The following is a 14,742-nucleotide window of genomic DNA, read 5'->3' on the forward strand; positions in this document are numbered from 1 at the left end:
AGGTCCGGCTGGTTCCCGAGCGAGGGCGCACGGGAACCAGCCGGACCCCCGGCACCAGGGGGCGCCAGCCGTGGAGGGAGAAGCAGATGCCCGCGCACCGCGCGAGCAGCCGACTCCGAGCCCGCCCGCCTTCCCCGACCGCACGCCACGCCGCCGCGCCCGCAACCCGAGCCAGCGCACTCACAAGACGACCACCCGCCTGTCCGACACCGAGAAGACCGAGATTGCCGGCGCGGCCCAACAGCGTGCCGTCACCGTTGCCCGGTTCCTCGCCGCCGCCGGCCTCGCCGCCGCCCGCGGTACGACTGCAACGCAGACCAACGAGCAGCTCGACGCTGCCATCGACGAGCTGGCCGCCCTGCGCACCGCCCTCTCCCGCATCGGCAACAACATCAATCAGATCGCCTACGTCCACAACGCCGGGGGACGGCCCCGTCCCGGCGAACTCGACCGTGCGCTCACGGCCTTGACTCGCGTCCTGGCGCGCGTCGATGACGCGGCCGATTCCCTGGTGAAGAAGCGCCTGTGATGGTCCCCAAGATCCGGCGCGGCTCGCGCACCCATGGCCTGCTCGCCTACCTGTACGGGCCCGGAAAGCGCGACGAGCACACCGATCCCCATCTCGTCGGGAGTTGGGACGGCTTCGCGCCTGACCCCGGCCGCGACCCCGAGGCGACCCTCGCACGCCTCGCCGCAGCCCTCGATCTGCGGGTTAAGCAGGCCGGCACCAGGGCTCCGGCCCAGCACGTCTGGCACTGTTCGGTCCGTACCGACCCCGGCGACCGGCTCCTGAGCGACGACGAGTGGAACACCGTCGCCCGCCGCCTGGTCCAAGCCGTCAACCTCGTACCCCAGGGCGATCCGGACGGCTGCCGCTGGGTCGCCGTACGCCACGCGGACGACCACATCCACATCCTGGCCACCATGGTCCGAGGCGACCTACGCCGACCCCGGATGAACTACGACTTCAAGAAAGCCCAGGCCGAATGCCGCCGCATCGAACAGGAGATGGGCCTGCGGCAGCTCAAGCCTGGCGACGGCACCGGAGCCAAGGCGCCCACCAGCGCCGAGCGCTTCAAGGCCGAGCGCACCGGCCGCCCCGAGACCCCGCGCGAGACACTGCGCACAGCAGTCCGCCAGTCCCTCGCCGGTGCGGCCGGTGAAGAGGAGTTCTTCACCCGGCTCCGTGAGGCGGGCGTGCGCGTCAGGCTGCGGCACGCGCCGTCCGGCGATGTGCTCGGCTACAGCGTCGCGCTGCCCGGCGACCGTAACCGCGACCGCGAACCCGTCTGGTTCCCGGGCTCCGCCCTCGCCCCCGACCTGTCCCTGCCGAAGATCCGCCGCCGCCTGGCCGACGGTACGCCCGAACCCGTCATGCAGGATGATGCGGGCGAGGCCCGTACGGGCTGGTCTGCGCCGGCACACCAGCGGCGCCGGGTCACCACTATCGCCGAACGCGCCGCGACAGCACTCGACGAGGACGACGACGAAGCTGCCGGTCAGCTCGTCGGCGTCGGCGAACTCCTCGACGCCCTCGCCCAGACCTCCCCGGCAGCGACCCGCGCCGAACTGGGCGCCGCCGCCCGCGCCTTCGAACGCGCCACCCGCAGCCACATCCGCGCCGGACAAGCCGACACCCGAGCCATCCGCTCGGCGGCCCGGGGCATCATCCAGGCCGGCGGCGCACTCGGCCGAGGCGAGGACGGCGGCGCCACCGCCATGCTCCTGTCGACCCTGGTCCTCGTCACTATCGCCGCCGTCCGCTGGCACTCCGCCCGCGGACACGCCCAGCAGGCCGCAGCGTCCCAGCAGGCCGCCGAGCACCTGCGTGCCGCCTACCGCCAGGCCGCCACCGCACCCATGCGAACCCTGCGCGCCCAAGGCCACACCCTGCCCGAACCCGAACGCCGACGGTATGAAGCCGCCATCCGGGCTGCCCTGCCCGAGGCCGGAACCCGTGCAGGGGCCGAACCGACCCACTACGCTCTCGCCGCCACCCTCGCCCAGGCCGAACAGGCCGGGCACGACCCCGAGACCCTCCTGCGGAAGGCCGTCACCCTGCGCGAACTGGACACGGCCGAGGACGTGAACGACGTCCTGGTCTGGCGACTGCGCCGACTCGCCCACCTCCCCGCACACCCGGAAGACACCAGCCGCTCCACATCCGGCACCGGCAGCCCCAATGCCCCGGCCAACCGGACCGGCGTACGACCCACCCCTGCGACTACGGCTCGGCCCGCCCCACCGGACCCGCACAACCGGCCGCCGCGCCGCTGACCAGCAGTGCGGCAGGCTGGCTCCCGGCCGACCGGACTGCAGCAAACCTCTGGACAAGCGGATTCACCGGCTGTTATGGATGAACGAGAAGGCCCTCGACCGGGAGATGACGCTCGTGCCCAGATTGACCGACCGCACCGCAGAGCCGGCCCCCTCCCTGCCCTCCATCCCCCTCGCCGACGATCCACTGCTGCAGCTCCGGTACGAGACGCAGCCGCCCGACGGCCCCAGCGGCGCCCGCTGTCTCACCCACCCGCAGGAACTGGCCTTGCGCGGAATCCCCGTGAGGTGCTCAGCCTGCCGTGCACGCCGGGACTGGCTCCTGATCAACCAGGGACGCCACGTCTGGGTCCGCTGCCGCTGCAGCAACCAGTGGCTGGAGCCCGAGATCACCCGCGCCGACTACGACGCCATGATCGCCACCCCGCAGCGGACCATCTATCCCAGCGTCGAGCAGGGCCTGATCGCCATGGGCTTCGACGGCGCGTTCGCCGGCACCTACCTGGAGTAGGCGAGCGACGAGCCTGGGCCATGAACCTCACCGAACACAGAGGGGTGCCACCGCATGGCGGTGACACCCCTCTGTTCTGTACGACGGTCAGCCGCGGTTGCCGTGGTCCTTTGGGAATCGGCCCCGGAGCCGGGAGCGGGCTGTGCCGCCTTCTATGCTCAGGGTGTTCCGGTAGATCATGCAGGCAACGCCAGCGTGGAGCTTGAAGATCTTTCCTGTGATGATCTGCCGGCCCGCGACGCGCGGCCCCTGACCGAGGGCTGCAGTACTGGCGGACTGGAACCAACTTTGATCCACCATCTGATGACCTTGAGCCCAAGCGACCTTCGCGTGCGCGATGGAGCATCAGCTCGCTCGCCACGAGCTGGCCACCGTGATCACTCTCGGGGAGAACTACCGGCGATGGCAGCGGATGGGCCAACGGCATATTCAGGACACCCAGATGGGTGATATAGGACTTTCTTACGATACTCAGCCCGGGAGACCAGTCGTCGTGCACTATGAGCATCGAAGACATCACTGAGCGCACTGGTTATCGAGGAGTTGACGTGGGCCAGCAGTTGGCGGGCGCCGAGGAACCTGACGATAGTGTCGGGCAGAAGTCCAGCCCCCGGGTCCGATTCCTGAAGAATGAGGCGGCACCGTCCGCTCCTCGCATGGTGCTAGGCAAGGAACTGCGCCGTCGGCGCGAAGCCGTGGGGCTGCAGCAAAAGGAGGTCTCCTGGCGCCTGGGTTGGTCGCTGTCGAAGACCAGCAGAATCGAAAGCGGCCAGGTCAAGGTCAAGGAACAAGACCTGCTGGCTTTCTTCTCGCTGTACGAGATGAACGATGCGAGTGAGCAACAGCCGTTTCGCGAACTGGTACAGATCACCAGCCGGCCCATGTGGTGGAAGCCGTGGTCAGGGATCGCGCCCCGGTACCTGCAGGCCGTGGTGAGCTTCGAGGACATGGCCTGGCGCATCAGGTCCTACGAGCCCCTGTACCTGCACGGGCTGCTGCAGACTCCGGAATACGCTCGGGCGCTCATCGAACGGGGACGAGGGCCGCGGAGTCAACACACCGCCCTGGCGCAGCTCCGCAGCGAGCGGCAGGCCAAGTTCGCCGAGTCGCCTGGCAAGGAGCTACTCTGTGTGATCGATGAGGCGGCAGTCCGGCGGACCGTCGGCAATGCGGAGATCATGCGCCGACAAGTTGAGCATCTGATCGACTTGGGTGAGGACGGTCGCTTCCAGCTCCGGCTCGCCGAGCTGAACCGCCCCAACCTCCCTCTGGAACTCGGGCCCACCACCATCTTCGAATTCGCGGAGACCTTGCTCCCCACCATCGCCTACTCCGAAAACTTCGACGGTGGCCTGGTCATCCAGGACATGGACTCTGTAGACCGTAGGGTGAGGACGTTCGACGTTCTCCGTGCCCGTTCCCTGACGCAGGGTAAGACGACACAGAAGCTCCGCGATCTGCTGGCGTCCGGCTACTACCGCTGACGCCCGCTCCCGCGGCCTCGGTCACGGCTTGCGCGCCACACCTGCGTACAAGGACACCTGTGCGTTGCTGACGAGACTGGGGCCACTCCCGGGCTCCGGGCGCCAGTCGTGCGCCAGGACGACCCCGGGCTCAACGAGATCCAGGTTGTTGAAGAAGCGTAGAACCTCTCCCCGGGAGCGCACCTGCAGAGGGGTTCCCCGCTGCGAGTACGTCTCGACGATGGTCTGCCATGCTTCCGGGGCGAAGTCGCCGGTGCAGTGGGACAGGCTCAGATAAGAGCCGGCGGGCAACTGGTCCAGGAGGCGGGCCACGAGGTCGTACGGATTTTGCTCGTCGGGCACGAAGTGCAGTAGGGCGTGTAGGGACAGGCCCACGGGGCGGTCGAAGTCGATGATGTCCTCGGCCTTCACCGCGGCCAGAAGTTCATCTGGCCTCGTGGCGTCGGCTTGCGCGTAGCCAGTCCGTCCCTCAGGGGTTCCGTACAGCAGTGAATCCGCATAGACCAGGACGATCGGATCGTTGTCCACGTAGACGACCCGGCATTCCGGGTCGACTGCCTGCACCACATTGTGGAGGTTTGGTGCGGTGGGTATGCCGGTGCCCACGTCGATGAACTGGCGCACTCCCCGCTGTGCCAGATACCGCACGGCGCGGTGCATGTAGGCACGGTTCGCGCGGGCCACCGTCTCGACCGCAGGAAACGCCTTGATGACCTCCTGGGCCACCTCTCGGTCCACGGCGTAGTTCGTCTTTCCGCCGAGGTAGAAGTCGTACATCCGCGCACTGTGGGCCCGGTCCTGCCCTAAGTCCACTTCCATGCGTCCCTGTTCGGGTGCGGGCTGGTCTCCCACTGTGGTCCCCCGGTTCATTGATGTGTCCTGCTGCTCGTGCGGGGCGGCAGGATGCACTTGCATTATTCCCGTGCCTGCTGGTCGGTTATCGCCGATGTCCAGAGCTGAACGACCTTCTTGCCGGTGTGTCACAAGCGAGCTATGAAATGAGCGCGCAGCAGGCCCGGACCCGCTGCGCGCTAGTGGGCCATGTGAACGGCTATGAAGTTGCAGAAGCACACACGCTCTGCGCGGCGGTGCGCCGGCATCGCCTCAGATGCTGCCTGAGACCAACGCCGACACGAAGGCTGCAGCAGAGGAGTGGGACACGGTCACGACCGGACTGCGTCGGACCTTCGAATCGCGGAAGAAGACCTCCCCTGTGAACGGCTGTGCGATCTCAACGCATGCCCCCTCGGGAAGGCTGTGTGAACTCTTTCGCCAGACGACACCCGTAGGTCGTATAGCACTCGTCGGCTTCCTCACCGGACTACCTCCTGCGGTGAATGAACTCCCCGTCGTCGAGATGCAATTGCATCTGGACCCGACCAAGGGAGGATCACCGCCCTGCCGAGCATGTATGCAAGGTTGGGGGAGAATGTCTGGATTCCACCGTCGGCACTACGTGCAAGTGCTGCCCCGGCGCCTACGTGTTCATCGTGCTGTCGGGCACCTCGCGACGCCCCGTAAGACTCTGGTCGGCAGGTCGCGCAGGCAGGGGAACAGTGTCCGCAAGCCACCCCTCTAAGAGCCTCTCACCAGGGAGATTTCCGATGGTCGTACGGGGAGAGTGCGTGGAGGAGGTAGTACTGCGCGGAGGCGAAGGCAGTGAACCTGCCTCCCTCTGTGGCCCGTTCGTGAGCGCAGACGTGGAAACAGCCCGGGAAATATCGACACGCTCCGCTTAACGTCGACCGCGCTCAGCAATTGAGCTGAGCGGCATCAGGACCCCGGTGTTGAAGTTGAGAGCCTCAGCCGGGGCCCCGTGTCGACGACTCTCGAAGGAGAACGTGGTGGGGCTTTCCCCGCGCCGACGACGCCGCAAACCAAGGCATGCCCGACCTCGCCCCACGCCATGGGCGCGACTGTGCACGCCCTGCCTCGCGGACTGCCTGCAACTCCTGGCCAGCCACAGCGTGGGGCCGCTGTTGGTCCAGCAGCCTGAGACCTGGCTGAACACGGCTGTGACCGTGGCTCTCTTGGGCATGTGCGTGAAACGGCACGACTCCGCCCATGGGCCGAGCCAGTCCTAGTAACTCCCTGGGCGCTGCCTTGAGCAGCGCCCAGGCATTTCGTGACCCTCCTGCCCCCGGAGCCACCATGTACCAGTCTCAGCGTCCCACTGGAAGTCTCTCGGTACACATCGGACTTGTCCTGGATCAGATCCGTCTGCAGGCTCGCTTGACGCCCGAGGTGCTGGCACGGGAGACCGACTCCGACCTTACGTACGTGACTGACGTCCTCTCCGGCAACGCCTTCCCCAGCCGGCTGTTTACGCTCCGCTACGCGCTCGTCAGTGGAGCGGACCCTCAGCTCCTATTACGCGTCTGGGAAGACGAACAGGCACGCCGTCGGGCGCGATGACGAATTATCGAGGCCGAAACAGGGACGTACCCCTTGCGTGGGTGGCGTCAGCCTCGGGCCGTACGTTCGGCTTGTCCGAGTTGGGCTCTCTGAGCTGAGAACCGGACGTCGGGTGCAGCCGCCCGCACCTTCGAGCGCGCCGTCCGCAATCACCCTTCGGGTCGAGCGCGCCGACACCCGGGTCGTCCGCCCGGCGGCCCGGGGCAACACAGACGGCATTCGACCAGGGGATTGATCTGAACCGGATTTTGTAGCGGCCCTGAAGCCAGGCATGATCGCCACCCCGCAGCGGACTATCTACCCCAGCGTCGAGCAGGGCCTGATAGTCATGGGTTTCGACGGCGCGCTCGCCGGAACCTACCTGGAGAGGTGGCGAAGGACCTACACAGCCTCGGGTGCCGGCTGCCGCACTCGCCAAACACCGAGGAGTTCAATGGCTTGGTTATGGGCACTCCTCTTTTCTGTACGGCGGTCAGCCGCGGTTGCTGTGCTTGGGGAGCTGGCCCCGGAAGTCGCAGCCGGGGCAGTCGTCCTCCCCTTGGATGTGGCCCTCGTACCAGCCGTGGACGGCGGCATTAAGGATCGCCTCGTGCACGGTGGCCTCGCCGGTCTCGACCGATGCGATGGCGTTCCCGACGATCACGCGGAGCACGGTGCTGTCGGGTGAGGGGAACGGCGGGGACGGCATCGGGGCGTCGGTCATGAGCGTGAGCCTACGGGGGCCGGGACGGAGATTAGCCGGAATGAGACTTCTCCGTGCTGTGCAGGTCGTTGCGGAATCTCCGGCCGAGCGGCTTCCGGTTCTGGAAGGTGGCGGGCTTCCATCGGGGCCGGTCGGGCACGCTGGTGTCGTCGGGTACGGGCGGGGTTCTCCGGCTTTTGCGGCTGCGGGCGGCCCGGACGGCGATGCCCAGGTGGGCGGCGGCCTCCGGGTACCCCGGAATGGCTGTTTATCGGCCGTCGTCTCCTCCTGCTTTCCTCAGCGTTGAGCGTACGTACCGTCCGGGTGGCTGGGGATACGGCGAGGGCCGGGCCGCCCCGTGCCGGTCGGCGCGGGGCGGCCCTTGTGGAGTGCCGGTCAGGTCCTGGCGAGGCGGTTGGAGAGGTCCAGGGCGGCGGTGGCCACCCCGAGGGCGGCGCACAGGCCGGTCACCTCGTAGAGGGTGGGGCGGACCAGGTGCGGCCAGGTGCCGGGGGTGTTGGGCCAGGTGGCGAGGAGGACCTCGGTGGCGGGCAGGCCCAGGTGGGCGGTGATGGTCCAGCTTGCGGAGGAGGCGGGTTCCCAGTGCAGGCGGATACGGCCGGGAGGAAGTTGCGGGGCGTCCGCCGGGAGCCAGATGACGTCGAGCGGGCCGTCAGGGACGGCGGAGACGCGGTGGACGAGCGCTCCGCATACGCCCGGCGGCATGGGCCGCAGGGCGAGACCGTGCAGCGGGCGCGGCGGGGAAGGCCGGTGTGGCGGCGGGATACGGGTCTCCTGGTCGTGTTGACGTGGGGCCGGGTCAGTTCCAGGCGAGGGCGCCGCGGACGGGGGCGGGCAGATATCCCTCCTGGCCGTCCTCGGCGATGAAGACCACGCCGTCCCGTTCGATCACGTCGGCAGCGATGAAGTGGGTGAAGGGCCAGTCGGGGTTGACGGCGAGCCGGACCGGCAGGCCGGGGTCCACGTTCTGAAGCTGGCGGACGAGGTGGCCGACGGTCAGGTATTGCGGCAAGGGGAACCTCCAGGAGCGGGGCGGGCAGGACGGGTGTGCTGGCGCGGTGTTACTGCGGGTCGAGGCCGAGCAGGTTGCGCAGCACCTCCGGGCCGGCGCCGTCCTCCTCCTTCTGGTGGGTGGCGAGGTGCCGTCTGCGGCATTCGTTGACGTAGCCCTTGCCGGGGTGCTTGATCTCCCAGGTGCCGCAGGAGCAGACGGCCTGGGAGTAGAAGCGGCCGGGACACTCGGGGTGGAGCGGTTTGCCGGTGACGGTGTGCTTGTGCTCGGACGGGCAGATCGAGTCGTCGGCGTGGTGGTTGGTCAGCGGAGCGCGGTGCGGCAACGGGGGTTCCTCTCGGTCGGGGTGGGGTCCGGTCGGTTCGACGTCCGGACCAGCGAGCAATTGGGGCGGGGCCGGTCGAACAGCCGGCAGGAGTGCATCGGCAGCGTTTCGTTCTCGGTCTCCAGCACCACCAGGCCGTCCTTGACCAGGCGGGCCGGGGATGTGCCGACCACGGGGTCGTGGAGTTCCCGGGAGCGGAAGGGCGTTGTGGATTCCTCGCGGTGTATGGGCTGGAACCGGTCGGCCGGGTTCGGTGAGCCGTAGGCGTGCGCGGTCATTCGGCGAAGTCGCGCTGCCACTGGCGTCGTTCGGCACGGCGGGCAGTGCGACGGCGCACGGTCTTGGTACGGCGGCCGTACTGACCGGGTAGGTAGAAGCAGGTGCAGCGTCGGGCGTAGGCGCATTTGCGGCGGTAGCCGGGGCGGGTGGCCAAGAGCATGCGCATGATCGGAACCTCCTGTCAGTCGGTGCTGTTCGGGATCAGGGCGGTGCGGAGACGGAGTCAGCGGTGGGCGGCGACGGCGGCGATGAATCCGGCGACTGCCACGGACGGCGTGTCAGGGCCGAACTCCTGGACCCAGGGCTCTCCTCCGGCGGGGACGACCCTGACCTGCCAGACGATGTCGCGCTTCCACGCGGACGGGTCCTCGGGCAGCCAGCCGACGTAGACGCGCCGGTCCGGGCTGGTGCAGTGACGTTGGCCTCCGGGGTGTCGACAACGGCCCAGCCGAGCCCGCCGAGCAGGTCGAGGACGGGGCCCGCGCAGTGGTCGCTGGAGAGCCACGCGCCGTCTTCCACGGCGGGGCGGACGACATCGGGCAGGAGGATGCTGGAGGTGTTCACGGTGAGACGATCCCTTCGTTGACCTGCGGGTTTTCCCGACGGCCGTACGTTGGCATGGGGTGCGCCAATGTACGTAGTCGTTTCCCCGGGGGAGGGTGTCTGCCGTGGGCGAAATGGCCGCCGAAGGCGTCCGGCCAGGCTGGGGACCCCATCGTCGACGGCGTGCCGTATGGGAGCCGGAGTGACGATGCGGCCGAACACACCGGTATGAGAGGCGCCCGGCTGGGGCGCAGGTGCCGTGCGTACGGGCAGGCGTGGACGCCGGGCGGCATCGCTGTGGTCATGGACGGCCAGTGGGCGGTGCAGGTAGAACGGCGACCGACCAGAGCCTGGGCGTCGTGAGAAAACACCCCGTGCGGGACGCCGTTGGTGGGCGTCGGTGGCTGGTCTCTTCCCGCGTCGCGGCGCTTCGTTGAACTACGTGTTAGCGGCCTTTTGTTTGGGGCCCTCAGATGTGATTCGCCCGAGGTGATTATGGCCAAGTTGCCCCGCGTGCACCCGATGTGACGTAGCGTGTTGTCGAGCTGGCGTCACTCACCTCTCGCCCGCTCGGCATGCAACACCGTCGGCACACGCCGAGCCCTTGGTGCCGTGCGAATGAGAGGTGGACATGAGTCGTAGCAGGCCGCGTCATGCGGCGCCGCAGGACACGTCAGCGACGAAGAAGGGCCTCGGACGCTGGGCCGTCTGGCTGTTGATCCAGTTCCTGGTGAACAAGATCTTCAGCTAGCGGCCCGCGGGCGCCCGAGACCCCAGGAACTGAGAGCCATGATCTGTGAGGCAGATTGCTCTCATCTGTGCCGGGCACCCGCTGCGAACGGGTGCTCGGCACAACTCCGCCCCTCTCCTGCGCGTGCCCCACTACAACGGGGCACGTTGGGCAAGTGGAGAGCAGTTAACAACCTTGGCGCGTTCTCTCGTACCGGCCTGACATGTCAGGTGTCACTCACACTAACGAAGCTTGGGAAACCGCGGAGTGAGTTTCACGAATTGCGACACATAAAATGTAACGCGAGGTACTTGGCTGGGTACTTCAGAGACTGGGCTTCTGGACGATCGTGGACGTCTCTCGGAAGCGCGTCAGGGCTGGTCACTCGTGTGCTTTGACGACGAGCTGGGCATGGCTTGGAGCCAGCGGGTGTAGGTCATTCGAGTGGGGGCCTTACACTTCTGGTCCTCCTGGAAACAGGGCGCCGATGGACCTGGTCGGCCTGCGGAAAGCCAGTCCCCGTGCGCAGCCCGGTCCCGCGCTGCCGGAGATCTTTCCCGTCGATCGACGAGATCCCGTTGACGGCCTGGACGTCTTGTCGGTCGACGCGTTGTTCCGGCAAGGGAGTTCTGGCGGCGCCCCGAACAAGGTCAGGGGCTGGGAGCCGTGCGGGATGCCCCCGGGCGATATGGCTGGGGCGGGGATGGCGGTGGGTGGCTTTGTCCACGAGAACGGGTTCTGGCTCAACTTCCGTGGTCTGCACACGGTGAGTGACGACGTGCCGGTGCGGTAGGTGTCGGGAAGTTGCCCGGAATTCGCCAGCGGCCGGGTTGTGGTGGCTGACAGTGCGGGACCGTGGATGATCTGGTGCCCCGGCTGGAGGGGCTGCTGTTTCCATCGGCCGCGGGCGTCACGGTGCTGTCGGCCGACGTGGACATCGAGTCGGTGAACGTACGCGTCAAGTCCGTCGCGGTGGGTCATGGTTGCCCGGGGTGCGGGAGGTGGTCGACCCGAGTGCACAGCTCCTACCTACGGTTTCCCGTCGACGGTCCGGTCGGAGGGAGACGGGTCCGGCTGAGCCTGCGGGTACGGCGCTTCGTGTGCGGCGACTCGTCGTGCGCGCGGCGGACCTTCGTCGAGCAGATCGAAGGGCTGACGCGGCGCCACGGCCGGTGGACCGAGCAGTTGCGGGCCACGCTCGCCTCGGTCGGCCTGGCGCTGGCCGGACGGGCCGGTGCCCGGCTGGCCGGAGTGTTCGGGGTGTCGGTGAGCCGGAGCACGGTGCTGCGGCTGGTCGGGGAGCTTCCCGATCCGCAGCCGCCGGCCCCGAGGGTGGTGGGCGTCGACGAGTACGCCACGCGCAAGGGCCACACCTACGGGACGGTGCTGGTCGATATCGAGACCCGCCGGCCAGTGGACCTGCTGCCCGACCGGGAGGCATCGAGCCTGGCGGCCTGGCTGGCCGAGCGGCCGGGCGTCGAGGTCGTCTGCCGCGACCGCGCACCATTCTTCGCTGAGGGGGCCACCGCCGGAGCCCCGCAGGCCGTCCAGGTCGCGGACCGCTGGCACCTGTGGCACAACCTCAGCGAAGCGACCGAGCGGGCAGTCGCCCGCCACCGACAGCGCCTGCATGCCACAACTCCTATGGCCAGCAGCGCCGTTACCGTCGAATCCGCAGACCGAGAGGAGAACGTGGATCAGCCCTGGCCGACAGGCCACCGGTTCGCCGACCGGACCCGGGCCCGGCACGCCGAGGTGCACGCCCTACTGGCCGCGGGGCACAGCCAGCGCGCCGTCCAACGGCAGCTCGGCATGACCTGGCGCACGGTCAAGGCCCTGGCCGACACCGCGAGTCCGGAGGAGCTTTTTCGGGGCCAGTGGCAGGGCCGCCCGTCCGTCCTGGACGAGTACAAGCCCTACCTCGACGACCGCTGGAACGAGGGCTGCACCAACGCCTGGAAGCTCTGGGAGGGGATCGTCCCGCTCGGCTACCAAGGCAGCTACCAGCGCGTCAGCGCCTACCTGCGGCGGAAGCGGACCTCTCCCCGGCCCGTGACCGCGCAGCCGCCGTCGCCCCGCACCGTCGCTGGCTGGATCCTCCGGCGGCCCACGACGCTGTCGGAGCCCGAGCATCTCCAGCTCAAGACCGTCCTGACCCACTGCCCCGAACTCGACGCTCTGACCCGGCACGTGCGCTCCTTCGCCGTCATGCTCACCGAGCGCCAGGGCGAGCGCCTCCCGGAATGGCTCGACGCGGTCCGTCAGGACGACCTGCCCAGCCTCCACACCCTCGCCGCCGGGATCGAACGCGACCGGGACGCCGTCATCGCCGGTCTCACTCTGCCCTGGAACTCCGGCATCGTTGAAGGTCATGTCAACCGGATCAAGATGCTCAAACGCCAGATGTTCGGCCGCGCAGGGTTTCAACTTCTACGCAAGCGCGTGCTGCTGGCGTGACCACAGGGCACGCGGACCCGCGTGGGAGCTGGCATCGAGTGGGCTGCGACAACACAAGTACACCGCTCACTCGAAAACGCTATAGCTTCGGCTTGTGACCGACAGCCCTAGTCAAACCGACGCCGCCTTGCCGGACGAGCTCCCGCATCACCAAACGTTCCTGGACGAGACGGACTGGGCGTCACTGGCCACCCCGTGCGGGACAGGCGAAACCCTTCCGGCGGCGCTGGCACGCCTCCTGGATCCCGATCCGGGCATCAGAGCTGCGGCCGTCGTCGACGCCCTCGGGGCAGTGACCCACCAGAACAGCATCTACGAAGCCACCGTGCCCGTAGCGCTGTACGTGGCAGCCATTCTCAACCATCCAGCCACCGCCGCAGGCGACTACAGCCAGGATGCGAACCGGGCACCGCGTCGTCCCACCCGCGCGGCACTTTTGGACTGGCTCAGCAGCACCGCCTACGACGCCGACGACGAGAACGTGGCCGCTGGCGAACGTCACTGCGGCAAAGAGTTTCTCGACGACTACCAGGAGATGCGAGCGTTTCGCGACCTGCGTCCAGTGCTCTACTCCGCTGTCCAGCCTCTCCTCGGCAACGACGACGCGGAGGTACGCGCCACAGCCGTCATTGCCGCCATCCCCTTGGTGGAGCACCCCGCTCTCGCTCTGCACCGAGGAGAGTTGGCCGACCGAGCCCGCAATCTGCTGGCCACCAGCAAGGACCGCTACAAGCGCGACCGTGTCTTCGACGCGCTGAAAGCGTGGGGACATGACACGAGCGGCCCGGAGAACGCGGACGACCTGACCGCCCGCGAGCTTCGGTCCCGTCGCATAGCCGAACGTGATTCCTGGGCGGGTGGTTACGCCGAAGAACCGCCGTTCTGACTCAGTGATCGGGGAGGGCCCCAGCCCCGGCCAATTACTGAGCGTAGCTGCATCACGGAAGTTGAGCCAGAACCCGTTCTCGTGGACAAAGCCACCGGTAAATGTCGATCCGGCGAGGTAGCGCAGAGTGATGTGGTATTGGCGCCACCGCTCGGGGTCTCGGTTGTACGGCACGGTGTCTCCGGAAGGATCGGTCAGCGGCGGTGCGGCGCGGCGGGCGCGGGCGTGCTGCGGGCAGGCGGGGCGGCGGGTGCGGCAGGGCCGCTGAGCGAAGCGTTGGTGGTGCGGGTGAGAGCGGCGAACCGGCGTGGATCGGGGCCCGCGTTGGCCGGCCGGGCGGTGACGTACGGGAGGTTCCGCTCGGGGATGGCGTGGAGCGGGCGCTCGACGGGGTCAGTGCTGCTGAGCGCGAGTGCGGCTTCGTGTACGAGGTAGAGGGGCGTGGCGCTGGTGAAGTCGGCGTGCCAGCGTTCGCCGTTGACGCGCTCCACGCAGCCGTACATCGCCCACTGCGCGGGTCCCCCGCCCTCCAGTTCGGTGTAGTCGTCGAGGTGGTCCTTGCGCAGGCGGAAGTAGGCGTGCCCGTCCGGCGCGTACTGGTAGAGGTACGCAGCGGTGTCCTCGGTGTGCCAGCCGCGGTCGGCGAGGGTGCGGGCGGGGCTGGTGTGACGGTGGTGGGGGCCGCCATGGAGGAAGTCGCGGTGGTTGCTGGGGAGCCCTTCGGCGAGGGCGCGGGTGAAGGCCGAGGTGATCTCGGCCGGGGTGTTCTGGCTGAAGGCGGCCGACCAGACCGGCATGCCGAGCGGCTCGCGGTACTGGGTGACCTTCCAGCCCCCGTACCGGCTTTCGGGAACCGAGGCCACCAGCGTGTCCCCGCGCGGACTGGTGAACACCAGCCCGGTGTCGGTCTTCGCCGTACCCCAGCCGAGGGTGGCGGATAGGGGCTCGTGGATGGCGGTGGTGTCTCCGTGACCGGCGAGGTAGACGGGGAAGACCAGCATGTTGGTGTCGGGTGAGGGTTCGCCTGACGGGTGGCTGTTCACGCTGAGGGTTCCTGGAGGCAGGAGCACCGGCCGGCGCGCGGCCGGAAGCGGATGACAGGGCGGCGCGCGGGCACGGT

At 68.3% G+C, this 14,742-nt stretch carries 17 protein-coding genes; 7 read left to right on the plus strand and 10 right to left on the minus strand.

What is annotated here, in order from left to right; all coding sequences use genetic code 11:
* Positions 1 to 70 precede the first annotated feature (70 nt).
* The 4 genes from ACFYYH_RS08705 to ACFYYH_RS08720 all read left to right on the plus strand — a co-directional run bounded on the left by ACFYYH_RS08705 (position 71) and on the right by ACFYYH_RS08720 (position 4,272).
* Positions 71 to 529, plus strand: a complete 459-nt coding sequence (locus ACFYYH_RS08705) for a MobC family plasmid mobilization relaxosome protein (protein WP_388547720.1) — start codon at positions 71 to 73, stop codon at positions 527 to 529.
* A complete protein-coding gene (locus ACFYYH_RS08710) occupies positions 529 to 2,277 on the plus strand; it encodes a relaxase/mobilization nuclease domain-containing protein (protein ID WP_388547722.1) in 1,749 nt (582 codons plus the stop codon). Before ACFYYH_RS08705 ends, ACFYYH_RS08710 begins: the two co-directional genes overlap by 1 nt.
* A 79-nt stretch (positions 2,278 to 2,356) precedes the next feature.
* Positions 2,357 to 2,788 carry a hypothetical protein gene (locus ACFYYH_RS08715; RefSeq protein ID WP_388547723.1) on the plus strand — a complete coding sequence of 144 codons (432 nt, stop codon included), beginning with the start codon at positions 2,357 to 2,359 and terminating at the stop codon, positions 2,786 to 2,788.
* Positions 2,789 to 3,288: 500 nt separating this feature from the next.
* Entirely contained in the window at positions 3,289 to 4,272 is a 984-nt protein-coding gene (locus tag ACFYYH_RS08720) for a helix-turn-helix domain-containing protein (protein WP_388547726.1), read from the plus strand.
* A gap of 21 nt (positions 4,273 to 4,293) precedes the next feature.
* On the opposite strand, the gene ACFYYH_RS08725 is transcribed toward ACFYYH_RS08720, so the two are convergent.
* The 9 genes from ACFYYH_RS08725 to ACFYYH_RS08765 form a co-directional block, all read right to left on the minus strand.
* Positions 4,294 to 5,091 (minus strand): SAM-dependent methyltransferase, encoded by a 798-nt coding sequence (locus ACFYYH_RS08725; protein WP_388547728.1) that lies wholly within the window; start codon positions 5,089 to 5,091, stop codon positions 4,294 to 4,296.
* A gap of 285 nt (positions 5,092 to 5,376) precedes the next feature.
* The gene (locus ACFYYH_RS08730) at positions 5,377 to 5,589 is read right to left on the minus strand and encodes a DUF397 domain-containing protein (protein ID WP_388547731.1); all 213 of its coding nucleotides are present in this window, start codon (positions 5,587 to 5,589) and stop codon (positions 5,377 to 5,379) included.
* A gap of 1,570 nt (positions 5,590 to 7,159) precedes the next feature.
* Positions 7,160 to 7,390 (minus strand): hypothetical protein, encoded by a 231-nt coding sequence (locus ACFYYH_RS08735; RefSeq protein WP_388547734.1) that lies wholly within the window; start codon positions 7,388 to 7,390, stop codon positions 7,160 to 7,162.
* A gap of 375 nt (positions 7,391 to 7,765) precedes the next feature.
* On the minus strand, positions 7,766 to 8,095 hold the full coding sequence (locus ACFYYH_RS08740; protein ID WP_363080150.1) for an esterase: 330 nt from the start codon (positions 8,093 to 8,095) through the stop codon (positions 7,766 to 7,768).
* A 94-nt stretch (positions 8,096 to 8,189) separates the two neighbouring features.
* Entirely contained in the window at positions 8,190 to 8,402 is a 213-nt protein-coding gene (locus ACFYYH_RS08745) for a hypothetical protein (protein WP_388547736.1), read from the minus strand.
* A gap of 49 nt (positions 8,403 to 8,451) precedes the next feature.
* A complete protein-coding gene (locus ACFYYH_RS08750) occupies positions 8,452 to 8,727 on the minus strand; it encodes a hypothetical protein (protein WP_388547739.1) in 276 nt (91 codons plus the stop codon).
* A complete protein-coding gene (locus ACFYYH_RS08755) occupies positions 8,706 to 9,005 on the minus strand; it encodes a hypothetical protein (RefSeq protein ID WP_388547742.1) in 300 nt (99 codons plus the stop codon). Before ACFYYH_RS08755 ends, ACFYYH_RS08750 begins: the two co-directional genes overlap by 22 nt.
* Complete coding sequence (locus ACFYYH_RS08760) at positions 9,002 to 9,172, minus strand: hypothetical protein (RefSeq protein ID WP_388547744.1); 171 nt, start codon at positions 9,170 to 9,172, stop codon at positions 9,002 to 9,004. The genes ACFYYH_RS08755 and ACFYYH_RS08760 overlap by 4 nt, the downstream gene beginning before the upstream one ends.
* A 57-nt stretch (positions 9,173 to 9,229) precedes the next feature.
* The gene (locus ACFYYH_RS08765; protein ID WP_388547747.1) at positions 9,230 to 9,511 is read right to left on the minus strand and encodes a DUF317 domain-containing protein; all 282 of its coding nucleotides are present in this window, start codon (positions 9,509 to 9,511) and stop codon (positions 9,230 to 9,232) included.
* Positions 9,512 to 10,766: 1,255 nt separating this feature from the next.
* Between ACFYYH_RS08765 and ACFYYH_RS08770 the strand changes: the two genes are divergently transcribed.
* The 3 genes from ACFYYH_RS08770 (at position 10,767) to ACFYYH_RS08780 (ending at position 13,622) form a co-directional block, all read left to right on the plus strand.
* Entirely contained in the window at positions 10,767 to 11,072 is a 306-nt protein-coding gene (locus ACFYYH_RS08770; protein WP_388547749.1) for a hypothetical protein, read from the plus strand.
* Positions 11,073 to 11,134: 62 nt separating this feature from the next.
* Positions 11,135 to 12,736 (plus strand): ISL3 family transposase, encoded by a 1,602-nt coding sequence (locus ACFYYH_RS08775; protein WP_388547752.1) that lies wholly within the window; start codon positions 11,135 to 11,137, stop codon positions 12,734 to 12,736.
* A 94-nt stretch (positions 12,737 to 12,830) separates the two neighbouring features.
* The gene (locus ACFYYH_RS08780; protein WP_388547755.1) at positions 12,831 to 13,622 is read left to right on the plus strand and encodes a hypothetical protein; all 792 of its coding nucleotides are present in this window, start codon (positions 12,831 to 12,833) and stop codon (positions 13,620 to 13,622) included.
* Between the two features lie 194 nt (positions 13,623 to 13,816).
* On the opposite strand, the gene ACFYYH_RS08785 is transcribed toward ACFYYH_RS08780, so the two are convergent.
* On the minus strand, positions 13,817 to 14,665 hold the full coding sequence (locus ACFYYH_RS08785) for a DUF317 domain-containing protein (RefSeq protein ID WP_388547758.1): 849 nt from the start codon (positions 14,663 to 14,665) through the stop codon (positions 13,817 to 13,819).
* Positions 14,666 to 14,742 lie beyond the last annotated feature (77 nt).

The organism is Streptomyces sp. NPDC002018 (genome assembly GCF_042890865.1).
GTDB lineage: Bacteria > Actinomycetota > Actinomycetes > Streptomycetales > Streptomycetaceae > Streptomyces.

What these genes read in the sequence shown, in the direction of transcription:
- ACFYYH_RS08710 (WP_388547722.1), top strand. Translation starts at nt 529, where the DNA reads ATGGTCCCCAAGATCCGGCGCGGCTCGCGCACCCATGGCCTGCTCGCC.
- ACFYYH_RS08715 (WP_388547723.1), top strand. Translation starts at nt 2,357, where the DNA reads ATGAACGAGAAGGCCCTCGACCGGGAGATGACGCTCGTGCCCAGATTG.
- ACFYYH_RS08720 (WP_388547726.1), top strand. Translation starts at nt 3,289, where the DNA reads ATGAGCATCGAAGACATCACTGAGCGCACTGGTTATCGAGGAGTTGAC.
- ACFYYH_RS08725 (WP_388547728.1), bottom strand. Translation starts at nt 5,091, where the DNA reads ATGGAAGTGGACTTAGGGCAGGACCGGGCCCACAGTGCGCGGATGTAC.
- ACFYYH_RS08735 (WP_388547734.1), bottom strand. Translation starts at nt 7,390, where the DNA reads ATGACCGACGCCCCGATGCCGTCCCCGCCGTTCCCCTCACCCGACAGC.
- ACFYYH_RS08740 (WP_363080150.1), bottom strand. Translation starts at nt 8,095, where the DNA reads ATGCCGCCGGGCGTATGCGGAGCGCTCGTCCACCGCGTCTCCGCCGTC.
- ACFYYH_RS08755 (WP_388547742.1), bottom strand. Translation starts at nt 9,005, where the DNA reads ATGACCGCGCACGCCTACGGCTCACCGAACCCGGCCGACCGGTTCCAG.
- ACFYYH_RS08760 (WP_388547744.1), bottom strand. Translation starts at nt 9,172, where the DNA reads ATGCGCATGCTCTTGGCCACCCGCCCCGGCTACCGCCGCAAATGCGCC.
- ACFYYH_RS08770 (WP_388547749.1), top strand. Translation starts at nt 10,767, where the DNA reads ATGGACCTGGTCGGCCTGCGGAAAGCCAGTCCCCGTGCGCAGCCCGGT.